Source organism: Pseudomonas sp. R4-15 (assembly GCF_055768815.1).
This window is the reverse complement of sequence record NZ_CM147293.1, coordinates 2,588,284-2,612,175: the sequence shown is the minus strand read 5'-3', so window position 1 is coordinate 2,612,175 and position 23,892 is coordinate 2,588,284. Positions and strand designations below refer to the sequence as shown.

Here is a 23,892-nt window from a genome sequence, read left to right as displayed (position 1 = left end):
TTACCTGCTTATGACAAAAAGATCGTTCCACTCGCCTCTTACATTGGTTAGAAAAACTTCACCGGGGACGCAATGTCCATCGGCAGAGACATCGCCACGCCGGCAGCGGTGTTTCGAAGGCAGACCTTCTGCCAGGCCCAAGGGCCATCGGGAATTACAGTCAATAACTGAGGGCAACACCCTATGAAGAGACTCAAGCGTGATCCGGTGGAACGAGCATTCATGCGCGGTTACCAGCACGGCATTCATGGCAAATCCCGTGACCTCTGTCCTTTTACCCAGGCGTCCACCCGGCAGGCCTGGATCAATGGTTGGCGCGAAGGTCGCGGTGACCATTGGGATGGCTATACCGGTACCGCCGGTATCCATCGCCTGAACGAGTTGCGCGCGGCCGGCTGACAACGCCCGGATCACGACTCCTTATTCCAAGCCGCCTCATCCGGGCGGCGGGCCAACGGCCCAGGGGCTCCCGAGGGAGCCCCTACACCTCAGGCCTGCGGCTTGGCAGCCACCCCCAGCGCCGCGATCGCATCCACCGACTCGCGGATCAGCCTCGGGCCACGATAGATGAATCCACTGTAGACCTGAACCAGGCTCGCACCTGCGGCGATCTTCTCGGCCGCGTGGGCGCCACGGGTGATGCCCCCCACCGCGATGATCGGCAGACTACCGGACAGCTCCCCCGCCAGTACCCGCACCACTTCGGTGGCCCGTTCGCGCAGAGGCGCGCCGGACAGCCCGCCCGCCTCGTCGGCATACTGCAGCCCTTCGACCGCCTCGCGCGACAGCGTGGTGTTGGTCGCGATTACCGCATCCATGCCTGAATCGCGCAGAACACCGGCGACCTGGGCAATCTCTTCGTCGGTCATGTCCGGGGCGATCTTCACCGCGATCGGTACCTGCCGGCCGTGCTCGATAGCCAGTTGCTCGCGACGCCGTGCCAGGGCTGCGAGCAATTCGCGCAGCGCGTCGCCGAACTGCAGACTACGCAGCCCGGGCGTATTCGGCGAGCTGAGGTTGACCGTCACGTAACTGGCTAACGCATAGACGCGCTCCAGGCCGATCAGGTAGTCATCCACCGCGCGCTCCACCGGGGTGTCGAAGTTCTTGCCGATATTGATCCCCAGCACGCCCCGGTAACGCGCAGCGCGCACGCGCTCGACCAAGTGCTCGACGCCCTGGTTGTTGAAGCCCATGCGGTTGATGATCGCCTCGCCATCGGGCAAGCGGAACAGACGCGGCTTGGGATTGCCCGGTTGAGGCCGTGGGGTGACGGTGCCGATTTCGAGAAAACCGAAACCCAGGGCGGCCAGACCGTCGATGGCATCACCATTCTTGTCCAGGCCCGCTGCCAGCCCGACCGGGTTGTCGAACGCCAGGCCCATGACCTTCACCGGCAACCGCGCCGGCGCCTTGCACAGGCGCGTCAGCCCCAGCCGCCCGGCGGCACCGAGCAGGTCCAGGGTCAGCTCGTGGGCGGTTTCCGGAGAAAGTCTGAAAAGCAGTTGGCGGGCCTGTTCGTACATTGGGCGAGCGCTTCGGCGAGGAATGAACCGGCGATTATACCCGTGCGCCTCAGGCGAGGCGACGCAACGCCAGCAACTCGCCAGCGGGCGAGCATTCCAGTTCGAAACAGCCATACACCCCACGATGATCGATGAACGGCCGCAAGTGATAAGCCGGCAAACTGACCCGGCGGCCATCGCGAGCGCGCAGCATCACGCGGTTGGCCTGTCCACGATAGACCGCTTCCAGGCGCGACGCCGGCAGGGCGATATCGATGATCAGGGGCATGCTTTCTCCACCGGCAGGTTCACGCGCCGAGTTCTGAGGCAGGTCAATGCCATGCTGCGCGTCAACGCACGATACTAAAAAGCATTCGGTGCGACCATTCGCGACTTTCCCTTACTCAACGTGCGGTCCGCAACATGGCAATCCGGCGCAAATTCCCTCGCCAGGGCTCCGATGACCATCCAGCCCCGTTCGTAGCGGCCCCGGGCGAGCTGCTGTCACACCGCGCGAGCCTGTGGTGGGAAGACGGACTCCCCCTGGAAGCCTTGGTGTCGCTACCCGTGAATACCCTCGCGGGCCCCTGCCCCCGCACCAAGTCCCAGGCACTGAGCCTGCTGCGCGCCCTGGTGGAATGCACCCGTAGCGACGAGCGACTGGACCTGCGCCGTGTCGATGGACTGTGCGGCAAGCCCGGCGACTCGGAGAGCCACGACAACCTGCAGCAGTACGCCGACAGTCCAGCCTGCCGAGCGCAGCGACTGATCGGCTACCGCGACTTTCTCTGCGCGCTGGGGCGTGCGCTACCGCCTCGCTCCGAGGACACTCGCACCGACCTGCGCCAGGCCGATTGGCGTCCCGGCCAGCGTTATTGGGCCGCCCATGACGTCCAGGCTGCCGCATCGCTGGTGGTCTACGCACGCCGTCGCGGCCTCAGCATTCCACTGCAGGCGCGCCTGCAGCGCTATCGACTGGTTCCTCTCGCCCTGGCCGAACTGGCACACGCCTTCCGCGCGCTGGCGCTCCCCCGTGAGGCAATGCGACAACCCGCGCTGGCACGGCGACTGCTCGCGCTGGGCAACGACTATGCGAGCCTCACGCTGGAGGGGCAGGACTGGACGCTGTTGCTGCTCGCGCAGCAAAGCACGACGGCACGGACGCTCGCGCAGGAACTACAGGCCGGTGGCGCGGCGGACCTGATGGCTCACCTCGCCGCGCTTTCGCAAAGACCCTGAGGGCCCGCCGCCCCCTGCAACGCCAGGGCGACCTTGTGCGCCAGCTCCTCGTCGCTGAAAGGCTTCTGCACGATGTGCGATTCCCCCACCTGCAGGCCGCCGAGTTCGGCGTAACCGGTGATGAACAACACGGGCAGTTGCGGGAAACGCTGGCAGGCGCGGCGCGCCAACTCGGCCCCATTCATTCCGGGCATGGCGAAATCGGCCAGTAGAAGATCGATGCTTTCATCGAGACTTTCCAGCGCCTGCTGGCCACTGCTGGCCTCACGCACCCGGTAGCCGAGTTCTTCGAGCATGCCCGCCGTCACTTCACGCACGCCCGCGTCGTCATCCACCAGCAGAATCAGCGGCGCCGGACCCGACTTCCCGGCATAGACCATACTGGGCAACTCGCCAGCGGCTTGTGAGAGGGGCGCCTGGACGACCCGCGGCAGGTATACCTTGACCGTGGTCCCCTGCCCCAGATCAGTCAGGATGTGCGCACCGCCCCCGGACTGTTTGGCGAAGCCGAAGACCTGGGCCAGCCCCAGCCCCGAGCCCTTGCCGATTTCCTTGGTGGTGAAGAAGGGCTCGAAGGCTTTCGCCAGCACCTCGTCGCTCATGCCGGAGCCGTTGTCGCTCACCGACAGCACCACGTACTCGCCCGGCTCCGGGTCGCCGGGCCGCTGCGCCGGGCGGTCGATCACCTCGTTGGCGGTACTCAGGCACAGGGTGCCGCCGACGCCCATGGCATCGCGGGCGTTGATCGCCAGGTTGAGAATGATCAGCTCGATCTGTGTGGGATCGACCATCGCGCGCCAGAGGTCGTCACGGGTCCGCGTCTCGATGCGCATGCTGCCGCCCAGGGTGCTCCGCAGCAGTTCGAGCATGCCAGCCAGCGTTACGTTGAGGTCCAGCGCTTCGGGCGCCAAACGCTGGCGACGGGAGAAGGACAGCAACTGAGCGGTGAGCTTGGCGCCACGCTCACCGGACTCGCGAATGCTCTGCAAACGCGACAGGCTCTTCGCCGGCAAACTCACCCCGGCCAATTCGCGCTGCAGAAAACCGGCGCTGGTGATGATCACCGTAAGCAGATTGTTGAAATCATGGGCCACCCCGGCCGTCAACTGCCCGACCGCTTCCAGGCGCTGCATCTGCTGCAGGGTCTGCTCCATACGCTCGCGCTCGGCGATCTGCTCGCGCAACTGGCGGTTGGTGGTGGCCAGTTCGTCGAGGGCCTCGCGCTCGCCGGTGATGTCACGCACGGCCGCGTACATCAGGCCGTTCTCCGGCACCACGGTCCAGGACAACCAGTGGTAATCCCCGTCGGCATGCCGCATGCGATTGACGAAGCGCTTCGAAACGTTGCCGCGGGAAATGCTGCGCCCCTCGCGATGGGTCGCCTCGCGGTCATCGGGATGGACCAGCCCCCATAGCGGTTGTGCCAGCAGCGTCTCGCGGCTCCAGCCAAGGGTCTCTTCCCAGGCGGGGTTGACGGCGATGGGGGTGCTGTCGAAACGCATCACCGCGAGCATCTCGCGGGACAGGTCCCAGGTACGGTCACGCTCACGGGTACGCTTCTCGACGCGCTCGCCAAGCATTTCGTTGAGCTGCTGCAGCGCCTGGTTGGCGAGTTTCTGCTCGGTGATGTCGAGCAAGACGCCCGTGCAGCGCACGCAACGCCCATCACTGAAGAAGGCCCGTCCGCGGGTGGAAATCCAGCGCTCACTGCCAGAGGCCAGGTTCACGCGAAACTCGGCGACGAACTCCTCGCCCTGATCATGCGTCAGCACGGAGGCAATCTGGGCCTTGAGCCGCTCGCGATCCTCCATCGGCAGCCGTTGAGCGATACGCTCCACGCCCGGGAGGGCCACCTCGTCTTCATCGAAATCGAACAGTTGCCGGCAGCGCGCGTCGCAGATCAGTTGCCCGGTGTCCGGACGATAGTCCCACATGCCCATGCGCGCCGCGTCGATCGCCAGGCGCGCGCGTACCTCGACTTCCTGCAACGCACGCTCCGCACGCTGTCTCTCGCGGCGTTCGTGGACCTCATCCATCGCGCGGCGCACGGCCTTGGGAAGGAATTCGATGTTGCGCTTGAGCACGTAGTCGACGGCGCCCAGGCGCATCATCTCCACCGCGTGCTCCTCGCCGAAGACACCGGAGAAGAAGATGAATGGCACGTCGGGCGCGAGGATGCGGGCGACCTGTAGCGCCTCGGAGCCGGAAGAGCCGGGCAGTACGAAGTCCGACAGGATCAGATCGAAGGATTGCTCGCGCAGCAGTCTCTCCGCACCCCGATGGTCCCCCACCACGCTGGCTTCTACGGCGAAGCCGGCGCGCTCCAGATGCAGCAACGCCAACTCGACGTCGAGTGGGCTGTCCTCGATGAGCAGCAGTTTCAGGGCAAAGGCTTCCATTTCATTTCGCGGATCGGGAATCGAAGCAACGCCCGGCGCTCCCGGCGGAATACCGGACCGACTCAGCCATCGCCAGGCGCGCGCGAACCCAGCTTGCGCTGCAGACGCGTCGAACCTGGCGGCGGCTCATTGAGCACGGCCCAGAAGATCCCCAATTCCGAGATAGCCGAAACGAAGTCGCGAAATTCGACCGGCTTGACCACGTATGCGTTCACTCCCAACTCGTAGGCACGCATCAGGTCCGGCTCTTCCTTCGAGGAAGTCAACATGACCACCGGTACGGCACGTAGCTCCGGCGAGCTGCGAACCGCCGCCAGTACCTCGAGGCCATCGACCTTCGGCAACTTCAGGTCGAGCAGCAGCACTGCCGGATTACCCTCGCCACGGTCACCATAGGCTCCTTCGCGACGCAGATAATCGAGCGCCTCGGCACCGTCCCTGAGCACCACCACGTCGTTGGCCAGCCGGCTGCGCTCTAGCGCCACCAGGGTCAGTTCCAGGTCGCGGGGGTTGTCCTCGACCAGCAGGATAGGTTTGAGCATTCGTGGGTCCGTCAGGATTCGTGGGTCGGCGCGCTTTTGCGCGGCAGAGCAAATGAGAAGGTAGCACCCTGGCCGGGTTTCCCCTCGGCCCAGACACGTCCATCGTGACGTTCTATGATACGCCGGACGCTGGCCAGGCCAATGCCGGTGCCCTCGAATTCCTCCATCCGATGCAGGCGCTGGAAGACACCGAAGAGTTTGGGCACGTACTGCATGTCGAAACCTACGCCGTTGTCACGAATGTGCACGATCGTCTCATGCTCTGTCACCTCGGCGAAGACTTCGATGAGCGCTGGTGCGCTGCCGCGGCTGTATTTCACCGCATTCGATAGCAGGTTACGCAGCGCCAGGTGCAGGAAAGCGGCATCGGCATAGACCATCGGCAGCTCACCGATGTGCCATTGCAGGTCGCGTCCGACGAGATCGGGGGCCATCTCGCGCTGGATGGATTCAACCAAAGCATGCAGATTGACCTCCGAAAGGCGCAGCGCAGCGCGCCCCATCTGGGAAAAACTCAGTAGGTTGTCCACCAGCACGCCGGCGAAGCGCGCGGACTCGCCAATATGTTCGAGGAAGCGCTGGCCGCGCTCGGAAAGGCGCTCGTTCTCGTATTCGCCCAGCAGCTCTGCGTATCCGGCGATGTGCCGCAAGGGCGCACGCAGGTCGTGGGAGACGCTGTAGGAGAAAGCTTCGAGTTCCTTGTTGGACTTCGTCAGTTGGTCGGTCAGTTGGGCCATCTCCTCGGCCTTGCGCAGCACGATGCCGAGCACGGCCCCCCGCAGCTCCAGGGCGCTCTCAAGCTCCAGACGATCCCAGGGCAACGAGAAGCCGCTGACCGTCTCGCGCCACACGGCGAAGCTGTTGCGTGGCGAAAGCACGCCCTGCTCATCGACCCGCTTGTTCGGCTCGCCGGCCCACTCGATGGTGTGCACACGCTCGGGACGGAACCAGATCAGGTAATGCGAATGCAGCTCCGAGATAGCCACCGCCAACACGCCGGCGTGCCGCTGGCCGAGGCGCACCTCAGGTGCATCGCGCCCCATGTTGTCGGTGTGGAACAACTCGCGCCCGCGCTGCATTTCCAGCCAGGCGACCAGCGCCATCACCTGGGAACGCGAGGGCGTATCACCCAGCAGCTCGCAGCGCTGAGCCGTCACGATCGCCGCACCGCCGGCGCGAGCGAAGGAGAGGAAGACCTCGGGCATGGCCATGAGGCCGTCGCTGACGCTGTCGCGATCGGCCATTGCCGAGAGCATCTGGACGATCTGCCGGCGCAGGCCCAGCAGCCGCTCGGTCTCGCCATGCGCCTCGCGCGACTCGATCTGCAGCGACAGCATGCGGCCCAGCATGTCGCAGGACAGTCGCTGGGAGATCGACAGCCGCCGCGGCGAAGCGTGATGACAGGAAACCAGGCCCCAGAGCCGTCCATCGACCATGATCGACAAGGACAAGGACGCCAGGGTGCCCATGTTGCGCATGTATTGCAGGTGGACGGGCGAAACGCTGCGCAGCGAGCAGAACGACAGGTCCAGATCGGCGACGGCCCCCTGCATGCCGAGGATCGGCGAAGGCTGGTAATTCGCGTCGGCGATCAGGCGAATCCGGTTGCTGCTGTAGAGCTCGCGCGCCTGAGGCGGAATGTCCGAGCCCGGGAAGCACTGTCCGAGGTAGCTGGGATAGCCTTCATCGCGACTTTCCGCGAGCACGGTGCCATTACCCTGGCTATCGAAACAGTACGCCATCACCCGACCGAAGCCGCTGATGCGCTTGAGCTCATCGACCGCCAACTGGCATAGCCGCGTCGTCGAACCCGCCTGCTGCAGTTGCGCAACGAAGGTCCGGACCAGCGGGTACACCGCGTAACTGCCACCGGAATCGAGTTGCGCGGGTTCGAATTCGACGAACAGACGGCCACCTCGGCGATGGGCGAGCACGTCGAACGTCTGCTCGCCGCTGCCCAGCAGGCAGGTCTCGCCGAAATAGGTCGGGTCTTCGCCATCGACCAGGGTAGCCAGGGCCGCACTCAGGGCACGCCCCGATAGCAAGCTGTCAAGCGTCGCGCCCAACGGCGGCGCATCGCAACCGAGCCACTGGCAGGCGTTCTCGCTCGCCAGGCTCACCACCCCCTCCGCGTCGAGCACCAACAGGAAACCATGCGGCTGCACACTGCCCGGCGTGCGAATGGGCTCACGCGCGCAGTTGTCGATGGCTCCAGCCAATGCCGGGGAAATATCGCGACTCACCAAAACCTCCTGGCCACGGGCGAGGGCCGCGCAGCAACTGACGAACGCGGAACCTTAGCTCAGGCGCCGAGCACAGGCTAGAGCCTGCCCGTTTTGCTCGTGTCCAAATACTCGTCTACGACTCGTCACAAATTGATGAGCTTTGGAGGCAAACCACTGGCCCGCGGTTCACTCGGGAGCCTCTACCACCGGTCAGGAATCCTTTCCAGGAACGTCAGGAACTGACTGCCCGCCCCTGCTCTCCCTCGGCATGGGCGCCCAGGCGGCTGAATACAGCGTGCGCCTGGAAGGCTTCGAATACCCTGCCCGTGCAAAGCCATGACGTTCGCTCCCAGGCCCTGTCCTGCAGATGGCCCGCCCTCAGGTACAGGCGCCGGAGCGCTTCCACACGGCGGTGCTGGAAGTGCTGGCGCGGGATTAACCCGGAATGCCGCTGTGGAAGCGAAACTCCTCATCCACCGACTCGATCAGCTCGCGCTCCACGGCGCGGACCCGCTCGATGGTGGCGTCGACGTCGTCGGCATCGCCGTAGCCATAGGCGAGCTTGAGATAGCCCTGATAATGACGGGATTCGCTTTTCAGCAAACCGAAGTAGAACGTGCCCAACTCCTCGTCCAAGTGCGGCACCAACGACTCGAAACGCTCGCAGGAGCGCGCTTCGATGAAAGCCCCCACCACCAGCGTATCCACCAGCTTGGCCGGTTCGTGGTTGCGCACGACCTTGCGCAAGCCCGAAGCGTAGCGAGCGGCGGAAACCGGGCGCAGGGCGATGCGCCGCTTCTTCATGATCCGCAGCACCTGCTCATGGTGGACGAGTTCTTCCCGAGCCAGTCGGGACATGAAATTGACCAGATCCAGGTGGCTGTTGTACTTGGCGATCAATGCCATGGCCGTCGAAGCGGCCTTGAACTCGTTGTTCTTGTGATCGATCAGCAGGGTTTCCTGGTCGCGCAGGGCCGCGTCGACCCAGGCCTGCGGGGTGCGGCAACCGAGAAAGTCGTGGATCTCCAGCAGGTTCACGGGCCAACCTCCGCGGTTGCCGCGCGGCCTGCCAGCCGCAGGCAGGACACGCTGTCGGCCCATGACGACAGGGTGACTTCGCAGCACGCCAGAGGCATGGCGCAGAGAGGGAATTCGAGCAACGCGTCCATCAACGACTCCGAACGGACCTGCCGGAACCCGGCGAAGGCCGGGATGCACAGTCTTGTAGAGGGCGCGCATTATACGAATCACGCCCTTGCAGGCCAGCCTCGCGACATTGATGCAGGTCAGCCAGCGCGCGGTGCCAGGCGCTATCGTCGAAGTACCAGCGATACAGGAGGCAACGCCATGCAAGCGCTTCGCCGGATTCTCGTGGTCATCCATTCCAACGCCGAGCAGGACCCTGCCCTGGAGCGAGCCAGGCTGATCGCCCGTCGCTGCGGCGCCCGTTTGCACCTGCTGCAATTCGCCGAGCCGCCCGCCGAGCCCGCGCTGCGCGGCATCACCGAAGCCTTGTGCCAGGACGGCCTGGAGGTCACCAGCGAGTTCGTCGCGGGCGAGCCGCTGACGCAGCGCATTCTGGATGTCCTGCAAGCCCAGGGCAGCCAACTGATCGTCAAGCACCACAACCCCGACAGCCTGCTACGCCGCCTCCTGCTGACTCCGGACGATTGGAAACTGCTGCGCCATGCGCCGGTTCCCGTACTGCTGACCAAGCACGCGCGCCCCTGGAGTGGCGGCAAGGTGCTGGCGGCGGTGGATGCGGGCAATGCCGATGGCGAGCACCGTCAGTTGCACGGCAGCATCCTCGCGCACGCGGCCGAGATCGCCCGTCTTGCCGAAGGCGAACTGCATCTGATCAGCAGCTATCCCTCGCCCATGCTTTGCGCTGCCGATCCCGGCTTCCAACTGGAGGCAAGCATCGCCCAGCGCTACAGAGAAGGTTGCGCACGACTGCAGCGCGAGCAAGGCCTGGCGGATGCGCAGATGCACATCCTGCAAGGTCCGGCGGACGTCAACATCCCGCTACTGGCAGAGCAACTCGATGCAGTGGTGACGGTACTCGGAACGGTTGCACGTACCGGCCTGGCAGCAACGCTGATCGGCAATACCGCCGAGTCGGTACTGGAGCGGCTGGACGGCGACGTACTGGTGATCAAACCCGCGGACGCCATGCAGCAACTCGAGCGGCTACTGGCGGAGCACTGAGTCAACCGCCATCGCGCGGCGCCACGTAGCGCTCGTAGTGAGCCTCGGAGAGCAGGAAGAACTCCCGGTCGATGGCGTCGCGCAATTGCGGCAACGGCCACTCGCGGAACTCCGGCAGCAGCACCACGCCGTAGGCTTCTATGCGATTGATCAGGCGAGCGCCCCGGGCGATCAACTGGTAGGCCCAGCAATACTCGGACTGATCCATGACGAAACGGATCTGGCGGTTTTCCAGTTGCTCGCGCAGGCGTCCGGCATCGAACACCTCCAGCTTGCTGCGCATGACCTGGTCGAGCAGGACTTCCAGGCGTCGCCAGACGGCGCGCTTGGATTCGTCGTCGTAGAGGTTCCAGTCCACCACCTCATGGTGGAAACGCTTGCAGCCGCGGCACACCAGGTCACCGTAGACGGTGGAACAGAGCCCCACGCAGGGCGTCTTGATGCGCTGGTTGGCCATCGGGAAAAACTGCCACGACTATCGGGGCCGGGCATCTTAGCCCTTTGTCTAACCCCGGTCACCCTGCCAGAGCGCCGTCGAGCGGGTTAACTTTGTGTCGCCAATCGCGTAGAATCCAAGCGCCTTCCAAGGCGTCGATGTCCGCAACGAAGCTGTTTTCAAAGCGTCACGAGCACAGTCAATCCGGCAGGACCACGTTGGCGGCGAGACCTATCCCGGTCGCGTCGCCAACCCTCATCAGACCCAAGTCCCGCGCCGGCGTAAAACTTTGAAAACAGCTTCTGTGATGGGCGTCCGTGGAGTGGCGGACTGCGCCGTTTACCCGACGTCGCCGTGCCGCCCTCACGGACATCCAGGATGAGCGTCCCGGACAAATCCGAAGGGACCACTGATGAGGGAAATACTGTGCTTGAAGCCTACCGCAAACACGTAGAAGAGCGTGCAGCCCAGGGGATCGTGCCCCAGCCCCTGAACGCCGAGCAGACCGCCGCTCTGGTCGAGCTGTTGAAGAACCCGCCGGCCGGCGAAGAAGAATTCCTCCTCGACCTGATCACCAACCGCGTACCGCCGGGCGTCGACGAAGCCGCCTACGTCAAGGCCGGCTTCCTCTCCGCGATTGCCAAGGGCGAAGCCAGCTCCTCGCTGCTGAGCAAGCAGCGCGCCATCGAGCTGCTGGGAACCATGCAGGGCGGCTACAACATCGCCACCCTGGTCGAGATGCTCGACAACGCCGAGCTTGCCGAAGTCGCCGCCGAGCAACTCAAGCACACCCTGCTGATGTTCGACGCCTTCCATGACGTCGCCGAGCGCGCCAAGGCCGGCAATGCGCACGCCAAGGCCGTGATGCAGTCGTGGGCCGACGGCGAGTGGTTCGTCAAGCGCCCGGCGCTGGCCGAGAAGATCTCGCTGACCGTGTTCAAGGTCCCCGGCGAAACCAACACCGACGACCTGTCTCCGGCGCCCGACGCCTGGTCGCGTCCGGACATCCCGCTGCACGCGCTGGCGATGCTGAAGATGAAGCGCGACGGCATCGAGCCCGAGCAACCCGGCTCGGTCGGTCCGCTCAAGCAGATCGAAGAGGTCAAGGCCAAAGGCTTCCCGGTCGCCTACGTCGGCGACGTGGTCGGCACCGGCTCCTCGCGTAAATCCGCCACCAACTCGGTGCTGTGGTTCTTCGGTGACGACATCCCCCATGTCCCGAACAAGCGTGCCGGCGGCTTCTGCTTCGGCTCGAAGATCGCCCCGATCTTCTACAACACCATGGAAGACGCTGGCGCCCTGCCGATCGAGTTCGACGTATCCAGCCTGGAAATGGGCGATGTGATCGACGTCTACCCGTACGCCGGCAAGGTCTGCAAGCACGACAGCGACGAACTGGTTTCGACCTTCGAACTGAAAACCGATGTGCTGCTCGACGAAGTCCGCGCCGGCGGCCGTATCCCGCTGATCATCGGCCGCGGTCTGACCGAGAAGGCCCGCGCCGAGCTGGGCTTGGCACCCTCCGAGCTGTTCAAGAAGCCCGAAGCACCGGTCGATTCCGGCAAGGGCTTCACCCTGGCGCAGAAGATGGTCGGTCGCGCCTGCGGCCTGGCCGAAGGTCAGGGCGTACGCCCGGGCACCTACTGCGAGCCGAAGATGACCACCGTCGGCTCCCAGGACACCACCGGCCCGATGACCCGCGACGAACTGAAAGACCTCGCCTGCCTCGGCTTCTCCGCCGACCTGGTGATGCAGTCCTTCTGCCACACCGCGGCCTATCCCAAGCCCATCGACGTCAAGACCCACCACACCCTGCCGGACTTCATCCGCACCCGTGGCGGCGTCTCCCTGCGTCCGGGCGACGGCATCATCCACAGCTGGCTGAACCGCATGCTGCTGCCCGACACCGTCGGCACCGGCGGTGACTCGCACACCCGCTTCCCAATCGGCATTTCCTTCCCGGCCGGCTCCGGCCTGGTGGCCTTCGCCGCCGCCACCGGCGTCATGCCGCTGGACATGCCCGAATCCGTGCTGGTGCGCTTCAAGGGCAAGATGAAGCCCGGCATCACCCTGCGCGATCTGGTCCACGCGATTCCCTACTACGCGATCCAGAAGGGTCTGCTGACCGTCGAGAAGAAAGGCAAGAAGAACATCTTCTCCGGCCGCATTCTGGAGATCGAAGGTCTCGAGAGCCTCACCGTCGAGCAGGCCTTCGAGCTCTCCGACGCCTCCGCCGAACGTTCGGCCGCCGGCTGCACCATCAAGCTGTCGCAGGACTCGATCGCCGAATACCTGCAGTCGAACATCACCCTGCTGCGCTGGATGATCGGCGAAGGCTACGGTGACCCGCGCACCCTGGAGCGCCGTGCCCAGGCGATGGAAGCCTGGCTGGCCAAGCCCGAGCTGCTGGCCGCCGACGCCGACGCCGAGTACAGCGAGATCATCGAGATCGACCTGGCCGAAGTCGACCAGCCGGTCCTCTGCGCACCGAACGACCCGGACGACGCGCGCCTGCTCTCGCAAGTGGCCGGCGACAAGATCGACGAGGTATTCATCGGTTCGTGCATGACCAACATCGGTCACTTCCGTGCCGCCGGCAAGCTGCTGGACAAGGTCAAGGGCACCATTCCGACGCGCCTGTGGCTGTCGCCGCCGACCAAGATGGACCAGCACCAGCTGACCGAGGAAGGCTACTACGGCATCTACGGCCGCGCGGGTGCGCGCATGGAGATGCCCGGTTGCTCGCTGTGCATGGGTAACCAGGCCCGCGTTGCCAACAACGCCACCGTGGTGTCCACCTCGACCCGCAACTTCCCCAACCGTCTCGGTGATGGCGCCAACGTGTACCTGGCTTCGGCTGAACTTGCCGCGGTCGCCTCGATTCTCGGCAAACTGCCGACCGTCGAGGAGTACATGCAGTACGCCGCGAACATCGACAGCATGGCGGGCGATATCTATCGCTACCTGAGCTTCGACCAGATCGCCGAGTACAAGGACGCTGCGGCCAACGCACGCATCCCGGTGGCACAGGCCTGATCCACGCCTAGCGCTACCTGAAGCCGGCCCCGCAAGGGCCGGCTTTTTTGTGCGGCAAAGGTCGTCCGGAAGACTTTTTCAGCGTAGATGGCAGCCCCGATCTACTGTTTGCAGGCCAGGGCCGGAAATTTCGGGAGCTTTCGGTGACTGCGCTTGTCAGAGATAAGGAATGCCCCCCGGGCAATTTCGTCAATCAAGGAGACACTCAATGAAACACTGGATCATTGCCGCCCTCTGCGTCATCGGCCTGGCGGGTTGCGCCAGCGACTACATCATCACCACCACCGATGGCCAGTTGCTCAACAGCAGCAACAAGCCCGAGCTGGACGAAGACACCGGTCTGATTCAGTTCGAGGACGAGGAAGGACGCAAGCAGCAGATCCCCTCGAGCGAAGTCAAACAGATCATGGAGCGCTAAGCACACCCGCATCGAGCGGCGCATGCCGCTCGATGCGCCTCTTGTAGGCGACCTGTCGCAGGCGTATCTTCGGCACCTCGTCACCGCAGTGACGAACGTCGCTCGGACGGTTCCGGGCGCTCACGTCTACCGAGGAAAGCATGAACGACTCCCGTCGTCCGCGGCATTTCAGCCGTATCGATCGTCTCCCCCCCTACGTTTTCAATATCACCGCTGAACTGAAGATGGCCGCACGCCGTCGCGGCGAAGACATCATCGACTTCAGCATGGGCAACCCCGACGGTCCCACGCCCGCACACATCGTCGAGAAGCTGTGCACAGTCGCCCAGCGCGAAGACACCCACGGCTACTCCACCTCCCGCGGCATCCCACGCTTGCGCCGTGCTATTTCCCGCTGGTACGCCGACCGCTACGACGTGGAGATCGATCCCGAGAGCGAGGCCATCGTCACCATCGGCTCCAAGGAAGGCCTGGCGCACCTGATGCTTGCCACCCTCGACCAGGGCGACACGGTGCTGGTACCCAACCCCAGCTACCCGATCCATATCTATGGCGCGGTGATCGCCGGTGCTCAGGTCCGTTCGGTGCCCCTGGTTCCGGGCATGGACTTCTTCGCCGAGCTCGAGCGCGCCATCCGCGAAACCATTCCGAAGCCGAAGATGATGATTCTTGGCTTCCCTTCCAACCCCACAGCGCAGTGCGTGGAATTGGACTTCTTCGAGCGCGTGGTCGCCCTGGCGCGCCAGTACAGCGTGCTGGTGGTACATGACCTGGCCTATGCAGACATCGTCTACGACGGCTGGAAAGCCCCGTCGATCATGCAGGTGCCCGGCGCCAAGGACGTGGCCGTGGAGTTCTTCACGCTGTCCAAGAGCTACAACATGGCCGGCTGGCGTATCGGCTTCATGGTCGGCAACCAGGAACTGGTCGGCGCCTTGGCACGGATCAAGAGCTACCACGACTACGGCACCTTCACCCCGCTGCAAGTGGCCGCCATCGCCGCCCTCGAAGGGGACCAGCAATGCGTGCTGGATATTGCCGAGCAATATCGGCAACGCCGCAACGTATTGGTCAAGGGCCTGCATGAGGCCGGCTGGATGGTCGAGAACCCGAAGGCCTCGATGTACGTCTGGGCGAAGATTCCACCCGCCTATGCGCATCTGGGCTCGCTGGAGTTCGCCAAGAAGCTGCTGTCCGACGCCAAGGTATCGGTCTCGCCGGGCATCGGTTTCGGCGAATACGGTGACGACCACGTGCGCTTCGCACTGATCGAGAACCAGGACCGCATTCGTCAGGCCGTACGCGGCATCAAGCACATGTTTCGCGCCGACGGCTTGCTCAAGCCGAACAAGCCTCACGCCCAGGCCGAGCCACAAGCCTGACCTGCCAGGGGAGCGCCACGCCGCTCCCCCTTCCCCCCACATACCAGCCAGAGACGATCCATGCCCCGCCTGCATCTGGAATTCGCCGAACACCTGTTCTGCTACGAAACCTGCATGACAGTACGCGTCAGCGACATCAATGGCGCGAACCACTTGGGCAACGACTCGATGATCTCGATGATTTCCGAAGCCCGTGCGCGCTTCTTCCACGAGCATGGCCAGGCGGAGAGCGGCAAGGATGGTACGGCGATCATCGTCACTGACCTCGCCACGGTCTACCAGGCCGAGGCCCATGCCCGCGACGCCTTGCGCTTCGAGGTCGGGGTGATGGACTTCAATCGCTATGGCGGCGATGTCATCTACCGCGTCAGCCGCCCCAGCGATGGCAAGCAAATCGCCCTGGCCAAGTCCGGGTTCGTGTTCTTCGACTACCAGGCATCGCGCGTTGCGCCGATGCCTTCGTGGTTCCGCGAACGCTTTCCAAACGCGGGCTGAAACGAAAGAACCCGGCCTAGGCCGGGTTCTTTTTAGCTAAAGCGGTAGCGATCAGGGCTGAACCTGGGCTTCCACTTCGGCTTCCACGCGACGGTTGATGGCGCGACCGGCTTCGGTAGCGTTGTCCGCCACCGGACGGCTTTCGCCATAACCCACCGAACCTACACGGCTGCTCTGCACGCCGTACTGGTTGACCAGTACGTCACGTACCGCGTTGGCGCGGCGCTCGGAGAGCTTCTGGTTGTAGGCATCGGTACCGACCGAGTCAGTGTGACCTTCGACCGTGGTGCTGGTCTGCGGGTACTGCTTCATGAAATCGGCCAGATTCTGGATGTCAGCGTAGCTTTCCTGCTTCACAGCAGCTTTGTCGAAATCGAACTTCACGTCCAGTTCGACACGGACCATCTCCGGAGCGGGCTCCGGCTCGGGAGCAGCGACCGGTGCCGGTGCAGGTGCCGGAGCGGGCTCGACCTGAGCAACGTGACGGGTGCCGCCACCGAAGTTCAGACCGACACCAACGCCAGCCATCCATTCAGCCTGGTTGTCGTCGATGCTGTACTGACCGTCAAGCCCTGCGCGAGCGTAGAGATTTTCGGTGAAGTAGTACTTGGCACCGGCGCCGACGTTGGCGAAGGTGGTGTTGTTGCGACCGCTGCGCGGCGCGGTGTTGCTGATGCTCTGGTGAGCGACACCGGCAGACACGTAGGGACGCAGACCAACACCGGGCTTGCCGAAGTGGTAGTAGGCGTCAAAGGAGGTCAGGTGGCCGTGAATCTTGTCATTGGTGCCGTCATCGGCACGCATGTCGTGGTATCCGCCATGGGAAAGCGCCAGCTCGACATCATCGGTCAGGAAGTAGCCGATGGATGCGCCGAACAGTTTGCCGTCTTCCATGTCACGCGAGCTGTCGGTGAAATACCGCTTGGCAAAACCTTCCACCTCGACGGCGCCTTGGCCCTGAGCGAATGCGCCCATCGAAGCAGAAGCTACCAGGGAACCAATGACAATGCCCAAGGTGTTCTTAAGTTTCATCCGTAATACCCCATCACTAATTTGTGAATGCAAGTCGGCGGTAAACATGTTGCTCGCCAACTTGGCGACGCATTTTACCAGAGCCGACTAGCGTATAAGAGTACGTAGGCTGAACTAAGTTTCCGGCTGACCTGAAAAATTTTCTCGCAAACGGTCAAGTGCACGCTTGTAGCGCATCTTGGTGGCACTTAGCCCCATATGCATGATGTCTGCGATTTCCTGAAACTCGAGTTCCGCGACGAAGCGCAGGACCAGAATCTCGCGGTCGATGGGATTCACGTGAGTCAGCCAACGGTCAAGCCCACCGCGCTCCTCGACCTTGGGCGCGGGCTCTTCCGAGGCCTCTTCCTGGGGCTCGAGGCTCAGTGCATCGAGCAGCCGACGCTTGCGCCGTTCCTTGCGGTATTGGGTAATGCACTCATTGTAAGTAATGCTGTACAACCAGGTCTTGAACTTGGACTTACCTTCGAAGTTCTTCAGGCCGTATAGAACTTTCAGCATAACTTCTTGACACACATCGTCGGCATCCCGGTCATTACCGAGATAACGTGCGCAAACGTTGAACAGCGTCCGCTGATACCGCCGCATCAACTCTTCGTAGGCACGAGTCACGTGGAAGAGTTCGTCATGCGCGCGCAGCACGAGTTGCTCATCGCTGAGTTCGCGAGGATCGTAGCGCGGGCTGGGCGATCTGGGCTGGTTCAAAACGTCGGGTGCCGGCAGTCTGGTCGGAGCAGCCGCCGGAGGGCTCCGACGGCGGCCGCATACATTAGCAGATTAACGCCTCAACGGCTGCCTACCCGCTCCTCCAGCAGACGTCGATTGGAGATCGAAACCCATTCCCCGTCGACCGTCTGCAGCGTCGTCTTGACCGTGCCGATCTCCTCGATCTGCCCTTCCAGTTCACCAACGCGCAGGCTCTGGCCCACCTCATAGAGTTCGCGCACGTAGATGCCGGCGATGATCTGTCCGACCACTTCGCGGCTTCCGAGCCCCAGCGCCAAGGCCATCGCCAGCCCGACCGAGGTCAACGCGATGGCAATCACTGTATTGAGCAGGTCGGTCTTCACCTCCAACTGGCCGATGGCAACCGACAGACTGATGACGATGACCAGCCCCTGCGCCAGGCGTCCGAGGCTATTGGCATAGTTCAGCCCGACCCCTTCGGCGGCACCGCGCACCAGGCTGCCGGCCAACTGCGCCAGCAACACGCCCGCGAGCAGAACCAGCGCTGCGCCGAAGACCTTGGGCAAGTACAGGGCGAATACGTCGAGCGTCGCCGAGACGCGCTCCAGCCCCAGCGACTCGGCTGCGGATACCAGGAACACCAGCAGCACGAACCAGTAGACGATCTTGCCGATCAGCGTGGACACCGGCACCTGAATGCCCGCCCGGCCAAGCAGCTTGTTGATGCCGGTGCCGGCCATCAGGCGATCCAGGCCCAGCTTGGCGAGCAACTTGGAGAGCAGCGTATCGAGCAACTTGGCGACGATGAAGCCGAGCAACACCACCACCAGTGCCCCGAACAGACGCGGGATGAAGCCGGCCACGGCTGCCCACATGGTGCTCATGGCGTTGACCAGGCTCTGGGTCCAGGGATCGAATTGCATGCTCAGTCGGCCTCTTTGGCGTTCGGGTGGGTGGAGGAAGGTCCACGGCGGCGCGGCGCCACGTTCGGCGAGCCCTGCTCGACGGCGATCAGCAACGCCTCGGCCCAGCGCCCCATGAGACCGAACAGATCGCCGGCGCCCACCTGGCGATTCGCCTTCTTCAATACACGGTCTAGAAAGGCGTGGTCGTCACGCCCCTCGGGTGCCTCACGCAAGAGGTCACGCAACGACTGTTCGAATGGATCCTGCATGCCCCCTCCGTTTCTCTGCGCGGCACCCTGAGCAGAGCGCCTGACCTGTGGTAGACGCCGCCCCCTGCACCGCCGTCACATTACAACCAGCGCAGCCGGCGGAAGACAATCAACTGCAACACCGCGATCGCTAACATGGACAGGCAGACGATGGTGAAGCTGGAGCTGTTGTCCGCGCCCGGAATCCCCCCCACGTTGATACCCAGCAGCCCGGTCAGGAAGCTCAGCGGCAGGAAGAACGCCGTAATCAACGTCAGCAGGTAGATGGTCCGGTTGGTCCGCTCGGCCAGGCGCTGCTGCTCCGCATCGAGCAGCAGGGCGACCCGCTCGCGGACCAGTTCGAGCTCCTCGAGATAACGCACCAGGCGGTTGTTCAATTCGTTCCAGTAGTCGCCGTCGTCCGCAACGAACCATGGCATCGCCTGACGCGCCAGTTGCGCGAACAGATCGCGCTGGGGCGCGAGGAAGCGGCGCAGCGCCGCCGAACGCTGGCGCAACTCCAGCAACAGGCCGTGATCGAGCTCATGGGGCGACTCGCTTTCCGCTGCCTCCTCCTGCGCATCGACCTGCTCCCCCAGCTCCACCAGTACATCGTCGAGGCGATCGGAAAGGCTCTCCGCCAATTGCAGCAGCAGCTCGGAGCTCGTCCGCGGTCCGCGTCCCTGCTCCAGCAGGGCGATGACTTCGTTGATCGAGCGCAGCGGGCGCAGACGTAGGGAAATCAGCCGCTTGGCATCGGCATGCACGCGCAGCGAGACCATGTCCTCCGGCTCGGCGCCGGGGTTGAGGTTGATACCGCGCATGAACACCAGCAACTCGTGCCCTGGCTGCGGCAACAATCGCGGTCGGGTGTTCTCCTCCAGCAGCAGGTCACAGGCGAAGCCGTTCAGTCCGCTGGATTCGCGCAACCAGCGCTGCGCCTCGGGATAGCCCCGGTCCCAGTGGGCCCAGAGGCTTTCGGCGGGGGCCAGTTGCAGACCGTCGAGCGCCTCGCGCTCGATACGTCGGGCGCCGCCCTGGCCATCCAGGACGAACGCATGGACCAACCCGCCCGTGGTGGGGCTATCGCTGCTTGCCGGCATCTACTCGGGCATCTCCAGTTCGCTGGCAGAAACCACGATGCCGTTGTTGTCCGCATACAGATACTCGCCTGGGCGGAACGTCACGCCGGCGAAATTCAGTACCAGGTCGAGCTCGCCGACGCCGCGCTTGTTGCTCTTGCGCGGGTGACTGGCAAGCGCCTGCACACCGAGGTCGGTCTGCGCGACGATGTCCACGTCACGAATGCAACCGTAAACCACGATGCCTTCCCAGCCGTTCTTCGCGGCCTTTTCCGCCAGCATGTCGCCCAGCAGCGCACAGCGCAGCGAGCCACCGCCGTCGACCACCAGCACCTTGCCCTGGCCGGGGAGTTCGACCTGCTCCTTGACCAGCGAGTTGTCTTCGAAGCATTTGAGCGTGACCATGCGGCCACCGAAGGAATCGCGGCCGCCGAAGTTGCTGAACAACGGCTCGACTACCTGAACATCGGGATAGGCATCGCACAAATCGGGCGTGACGTATTGCATGGCAGGTCTCCTCGGGTTGAAGGGCGTGACCACGACGGCACCGACACGATAACGCGTCATCGCATGCGGCGCTAAAAATGACTCGAATAGATTCGGGCGTCATATACTAGCCGCAAGCGGCCTCCAACGGAATCGTCTCGCCCGCCGTCTCGCAGGACTTGGCCTCTGCCGGCGCCTGGAACCAGGCCTCCAGTAATTGCGCCAGGTCGGCGGTGAACGGCGGCACCCGCTGGGCCTCGGCAAGACGCTGGAAACGCACGGAGCACGCAGAGAAACGCGCCAGCAGGCGCTTGACGGCCGCCTCGCGCTCCGACCCGGCCAAGGCCAGAACCGGCAACTGCAGGCGTTCGAGGCCGCGCCACCAGTCGAGTTCACCAAAACGCGGAAACAGCCCGGTCCAACCACGCAGCTCCTGCAAGATCCCCGGCGCTTCCTCCTCGGGGGCTCGCCCGCGCGCAGAGACCACCTGGCGCTCCCACCCCTGCCAGCGCGCCGGCAGGCTGCGCGCCAGCAACCCCGGCCTGGCCAGGCCGCTATCGAGCAGCGTCAACGAGGCCAACCGGCGTGGGTCCAGACAGCCTCCGCCCAACGCCATGGCGAGTAACAGCCCGCCCAGCCCGTGGCCAAGCCAATGGGCAGGACGCGGGTTCTGTTCGTTGATGAACGCCTCGACGGCAGGCAGATCATGGGCCGCGCAGTCACTGGCATCGTGACGCGCATAATCCTGGTTGCGCGGCGACAAACCGTGGCCACGGCGCTCCACCAACCAGGCGTCATACCCCGCCTGCGCCAGCAATGCGGCCAGACCGCTGCCACTGGCACTGTACCAACTGCGCCGGTTGCCATGCTCGCCATGCAATAACACCACTGGCTGCCCGCCGACGCCCTGTTCGCGTCGCCCCAGACGGGTCAGCGCCAGCCGTACGCTGGGGTCACGGGGATGGCGTGGGTTGAGGAGATAGACGTCCTCGGTGAGCTCTCCGCGAATCTCCGCGGAGAGCAAGGCGACGGGAAAAATCTCGCTACTGCTGCGCATGACGTTCCTTCACGAAAAAGGGCGGGAATGCCTTCCCGCCCTTCTATTCCTGCTTGCGATGACGCTTAGGAGGGATGGCTCTCGGCAAGGAAGAACCAGGTATCGAGCACCGAGTCAGGGTTGAGCGAAACACTCTCGATACCCTGCTCCATCAGCCACTTGGCCAGATCCGGATGGTCCGACGGGCCCTGACCACAGATGCCGATGTACTTGCCCGCGGCGTTGCAGGCGGCGATGGCGCTGGCGAGCAGCTTCTTCACCGCGGCGTTACGCTCGTCGAACAGATGGGCGATGATCCCGGAGTCCCGGTCCAGGCCCAGCGCCAGCTGGGTCATGTCGTTGGAGCCGATGGAGAAGCCGTCGAAGTGCTCCAGGAACTCATCGGCCAGCAGCGCATTGGACGGCAGCTCGCACATCATGATCACGCGCAGGCCATTCTCGCCCCGCTTGAGTCCGTACTGGGACAACAGCTCAACCACCTGCTGCGCCTCGCCGACGGTACGCACGAACGGCACCATCAGCTCGACGTTGGTCAGGCCCATGACATCGCGGACCTTCTTCATCGCCCGGCACTCGAGCTCGAAGCAATCGCGGAACGACTCGCTGATGTAGCGCGAGGCACCGCGGAAGCCGAGCATCGGGTTCTCTTCCTCGGGCTCGTAGAGCTTGCCGCCGATGAGGTTGGCGTACTCGTTGGACTTGAAGTCCGACAGGCGCACGATGACTTTCTTCGGCCAGAACGCGGCGGCCAGGGTGCTGACGCCCTCGACCAGCTTCTCGACGTAGAAGTCCACCGGATCGCCGTAGCCGGCGATGCGCTTGTCGACGCTTTCCTTGATCTCGGTCGGCAGGCTCGCGTAGTTCAGCAGCGCCTTGGGATGCACGCCGATCATGCGGTTGATGATGAACTCCAGCCGCGCCAGGCCGACACCGGCGTTGGGCAGTTGGCAGAAGTCGAAGGCACGATCGGGGTTGCCGACGTTCATCATGATCTTGAACGGCAGGTCGGGCATGGCATCGACCGAGTTGGTCTTGATGTCGAAGCCCAGTTCGCCCTCGAAGATGAAGCCGGTATCGCCCTCGGCGCAGGACACGGTGACCCGCTGGCCGTCTTCCAGCGCGGTGGTCGCGTTTCCGCAACCCACCACCGCCGGGATACCCAGTTCGCGGGCGATGATCGCCGCATGGCAGGTGCGCCCACCGCGGTTGGTGACGATGGCGCTGGCGCGCTTCATCACCGGCTCCCAGTCAGGGTCGGTCATGTCCGAGACCAACACGTCGCCAGGCTGGACCTTGTCCATCTCGGAAACATCGTGGATGACCTTGACCGGACCGGCGCCGATGCGCTGGCCGATGGCGCGGCCCTCCACCAGCACCTTGCCTTTTTCCTTGAGCAGGTAGCGCTCCATCACCGTGGCGCTGGAACGGCTCTTCACGGTCTCCGGGCGTGCCTGCACGATGTACAGCTGACCGTCGTCGCCATCCTTCGCCCATTCGATGTCCATCGGGCGACCATAGTGCTTCTCGATGATCACCGCCTGGCGTGCCAGGTTGCTGACCTCTTCGTCGGAGAGCGCGAAGCGCGCGCGGTCGGCGCGGTCGACGTCGACCGTCTTGACCGACTTGCCGGCCTTGGCTTCTTCGCCATAGACCATCTTGATCGCCTTGCTGCCCAGGTTGCGGCGCAGGATCGCCGGGCGCCCCGCTTCCAACGTGGGCTTGTGCACGTAGAACTCATCCGGGTTCACCGCACCCTGCACCACCGTTTCGCCCAGACCATAGGCACCGGTGACGAACACGACGTCACGGAAACCGGACTCGGTATCGAGGGTGAACATCACCCCGGCGGTCCCGGTTTCCGAGCGCACCATGCGCTGCACACCGGCCGAGAGCGCGACCAGCTTGTGGTCGAAACCCTGGTGAACGCGGTAGGCGATGGCGCGATCGTTGAACAGCGAGGCGAAAACTTCCTTGGCGGCGCGGATCACGTTGTCCACGCCGCGAATGTTCAGGAAGGTCTCCTGCTGACCGGCAAAGGAGGCGTCCGGCAGGTCTTCGGCGGTCGCCGAGGAGCGCACGGCCACGGCCATGTTGTCGTTGCCAGCGGACATCTCGGCAAAGGCCTTGCGGATGTCGCTGTCGAGCTGGCTGGGCAGCTCGGCATCCATCACCCACTGGCGAATCTGCGCACCGGTCTTGGCCAATGCCGCGACGTCGTCCACGTCCAGTGCATCCAGGGCATCGTGGATGCGCTGGTTCAATCCGCTCTGCTCGAGGAAGTCACGGTAGGCCTGGGCGGTGGTCGCGAAGCCACCGGGCACGGAGACGCCGGCACCGGCGAGATTGCTGATCATCTCGCCCAGGGAGGCGTTCTTGCCCCCTACCCGCTCGACGTCGTGATTGCCGAGCTTTTCGAGGGAAACTACGTACTCAACCAAGGTGCTGCCTCCAATGATTGTTATGCCAGGGCGCCTGTCGCGATCGCCCCGCGCGACTGGGCGGGGCTGGAG

The 23,892-nt window shown here is 64.1% G+C and carries 22 protein-coding genes; 7 read left to right on the top strand and 15 right to left on the bottom strand.

Features of this window, described 5'->3' with window-relative positions:
* The first annotated feature begins 183 nt into the window (after positions 1–183).
* Positions 184–399 carry a ribosome modulation factor gene (gene rmf, locus ACYRGX_RS12455; RefSeq protein ID WP_473052789.1) on the top strand — a complete coding sequence of 72 codons (216 nt, stop codon included), beginning with the start codon at positions 184–186 and terminating at the stop codon, positions 397–399.
* 89 nt (positions 400–488) lie between these two features.
* Here the strand turns inward: rmf and ACYRGX_RS12450 are convergent, their stop codons facing one another.
* Both ACYRGX_RS12450 and ACYRGX_RS12445 read right to left on the bottom strand, forming a co-directional pair.
* On the bottom strand, positions 489–1,526 hold the full coding sequence (locus ACYRGX_RS12450; protein ID WP_473052788.1) for a quinone-dependent dihydroorotate dehydrogenase: 1,038 nt from the start codon (positions 1,524–1,526) through the stop codon (positions 489–491).
* A 49-nt stretch (positions 1,527–1,575) separates the two neighbouring features.
* Positions 1,576–1,794 carry a DUF2835 domain-containing protein gene (locus tag ACYRGX_RS12445; RefSeq protein WP_473052787.1) on the bottom strand — a complete coding sequence of 73 codons (219 nt, stop codon included), beginning with the start codon at positions 1,792–1,794 and terminating at the stop codon, positions 1,576–1,578.
* 266 nt (positions 1,795–2,060) lie between these two features.
* On the opposite strand from ACYRGX_RS12445, the gene ACYRGX_RS12440 reads away from it, so the two are divergent.
* Positions 2,061–2,744 carry a DUF6685 family protein gene (locus ACYRGX_RS12440; protein ID WP_473052786.1) on the top strand — a complete coding sequence of 228 codons (684 nt, stop codon included), beginning with the start codon at positions 2,061–2,063 and terminating at the stop codon, positions 2,742–2,744.
* Here ACYRGX_RS12440 and ACYRGX_RS12435 read toward each other — a convergent pair.
* The 4 genes from ACYRGX_RS12435 to ACYRGX_RS12420 form a co-directional block, all read right to left on the bottom strand.
* A complete protein-coding gene (locus tag ACYRGX_RS12435; RefSeq protein WP_473052785.1) occupies positions 2,714–5,143 on the bottom strand; it encodes a response regulator in 2,430 nt (809 codons plus the stop codon). The genes ACYRGX_RS12440 and ACYRGX_RS12435 overlap by 31 nt on opposite strands.
* A gap of 62 nt (positions 5,144–5,205) precedes the next feature.
* Positions 5,206–5,685: a response regulator gene (locus ACYRGX_RS12430; protein WP_473052784.1), complete on the bottom strand. Its 480-nt coding sequence runs from the start codon at positions 5,683–5,685 to the stop codon at positions 5,206–5,208.
* 11 nt (positions 5,686–5,696) lie between these two features.
* Complete coding sequence (locus ACYRGX_RS12425) at positions 5,697–7,928, bottom strand: ATP-binding protein (protein WP_473052783.1); 2,232 nt, start codon at positions 7,926–7,928, stop codon at positions 5,697–5,699.
* A gap of 417 nt (positions 7,929–8,345) precedes the next feature.
* Positions 8,346–8,948 (bottom strand): MiaE family protein, encoded by a 603-nt coding sequence (locus ACYRGX_RS12420; RefSeq protein WP_473052782.1) that lies wholly within the window; start codon positions 8,946–8,948, stop codon positions 8,346–8,348.
* A 309-nt stretch (positions 8,949–9,257) separates the two neighbouring features.
* Here ACYRGX_RS12420 and ACYRGX_RS12415 point away from each other — a divergent pair, with 309 nt between their 5' ends.
* Positions 9,258–10,118: a universal stress protein gene (locus ACYRGX_RS12415; RefSeq protein ID WP_473052781.1), complete on the top strand. Its 861-nt coding sequence runs from the start codon at positions 9,258–9,260 to the stop codon at positions 10,116–10,118.
* A gap of 1 nt (position 10,119) precedes the next feature.
* Here the strand turns inward: ACYRGX_RS12415 and ACYRGX_RS12410 are convergent, their stop codons facing one another.
* Positions 10,120–10,575: a DUF1289 domain-containing protein gene (locus ACYRGX_RS12410; RefSeq protein WP_473052780.1), complete on the bottom strand. Its 456-nt coding sequence runs from the start codon at positions 10,573–10,575 to the stop codon at positions 10,120–10,122.
* A gap of 405 nt (positions 10,576–10,980) precedes the next feature.
* Here ACYRGX_RS12410 and acnB point away from each other — a divergent pair, with 405 nt between their 5' ends.
* From acnB to ACYRGX_RS12390, 4 genes are all read left to right on the top strand, one after another.
* Positions 10,981–13,590, top strand: a complete 2,610-nt coding sequence (gene acnB, locus ACYRGX_RS12405; RefSeq protein WP_473052779.1) for a bifunctional aconitate hydratase 2/2-methylisocitrate dehydratase — start codon at positions 10,981–10,983, stop codon at positions 13,588–13,590.
* 208 nt (positions 13,591–13,798) lie between these two features.
* Entirely contained in the window at positions 13,799–14,008 is a 210-nt protein-coding gene (locus ACYRGX_RS12400) for a YgdI/YgdR family lipoprotein (protein WP_473052778.1), read from the top strand.
* 140 nt (positions 14,009–14,148) lie between these two features.
* Positions 14,149–15,390 (top strand): alanine transaminase, encoded by a 1,242-nt coding sequence (gene alaC / locus ACYRGX_RS12395; protein WP_473052777.1) that lies wholly within the window; start codon positions 14,149–14,151, stop codon positions 15,388–15,390.
* 60 nt (positions 15,391–15,450) lie between these two features.
* Positions 15,451–15,885, top strand: coding sequence for a thioesterase family protein (locus tag ACYRGX_RS12390; RefSeq protein ID WP_473052776.1), 435 nt, complete (start codon positions 15,451–15,453; stop codon positions 15,883–15,885).
* A gap of 51 nt (positions 15,886–15,936) precedes the next feature.
* Here ACYRGX_RS12390 and ACYRGX_RS12385 read toward each other — a convergent pair whose 3' ends face one another.
* The 8 genes from ACYRGX_RS12385 to ppsA form a co-directional block, all read right to left on the bottom strand.
* Positions 15,937–16,917: an OmpA family protein gene (locus ACYRGX_RS12385; protein ID WP_473052775.1), complete on the bottom strand. Its 981-nt coding sequence runs from the start codon at positions 16,915–16,917 to the stop codon at positions 15,937–15,939.
* A gap of 114 nt (positions 16,918–17,031) precedes the next feature.
* The gene (gene sigX, locus ACYRGX_RS12380) at positions 17,032–17,622 is read right to left on the bottom strand and encodes an RNA polymerase sigma factor SigX (protein WP_473052774.1); all 591 of its coding nucleotides are present in this window, start codon (positions 17,620–17,622) and stop codon (positions 17,032–17,034) included.
* A gap of 80 nt (positions 17,623–17,702) precedes the next feature.
* Positions 17,703–18,527 carry a mechanosensitive ion channel family protein gene (locus ACYRGX_RS12375; RefSeq protein WP_473052773.1) on the bottom strand — a complete coding sequence of 275 codons (825 nt, stop codon included), beginning with the start codon at positions 18,525–18,527 and terminating at the stop codon, positions 17,703–17,705.
* A 2-nt stretch (positions 18,528–18,529) separates the two neighbouring features.
* On the bottom strand, positions 18,530–18,778 hold the full coding sequence (locus tag ACYRGX_RS12370; protein ID WP_473052772.1) for a CrfX protein: 249 nt from the start codon (positions 18,776–18,778) through the stop codon (positions 18,530–18,532).
* Between the two features lie 80 nt (positions 18,779–18,858).
* Complete coding sequence (locus tag ACYRGX_RS12365; protein ID WP_473052771.1) at positions 18,859–19,860, bottom strand: zinc transporter ZntB; 1,002 nt, start codon at positions 19,858–19,860, stop codon at positions 18,859–18,861.
* Positions 19,861–20,346 carry a ribonuclease E activity regulator RraA gene (gene rraA, locus ACYRGX_RS12360; protein WP_473052770.1) on the bottom strand — a complete coding sequence of 162 codons (486 nt, stop codon included), beginning with the start codon at positions 20,344–20,346 and terminating at the stop codon, positions 19,861–19,863.
* Between the two features lie 106 nt (positions 20,347–20,452).
* The gene (locus ACYRGX_RS12355) at positions 20,453–21,382 is read right to left on the bottom strand and encodes an alpha/beta fold hydrolase (RefSeq protein ID WP_473052769.1); all 930 of its coding nucleotides are present in this window, start codon (positions 21,380–21,382) and stop codon (positions 20,453–20,455) included.
* 65 nt (positions 21,383–21,447) lie between these two features.
* The gene (gene ppsA / locus ACYRGX_RS12350; RefSeq protein ID WP_473052768.1) at positions 21,448–23,820 is read right to left on the bottom strand and encodes a phosphoenolpyruvate synthase; all 2,373 of its coding nucleotides are present in this window, start codon (positions 23,818–23,820) and stop codon (positions 21,448–21,450) included.
* Positions 23,821–23,892 lie beyond the last annotated feature (72 nt).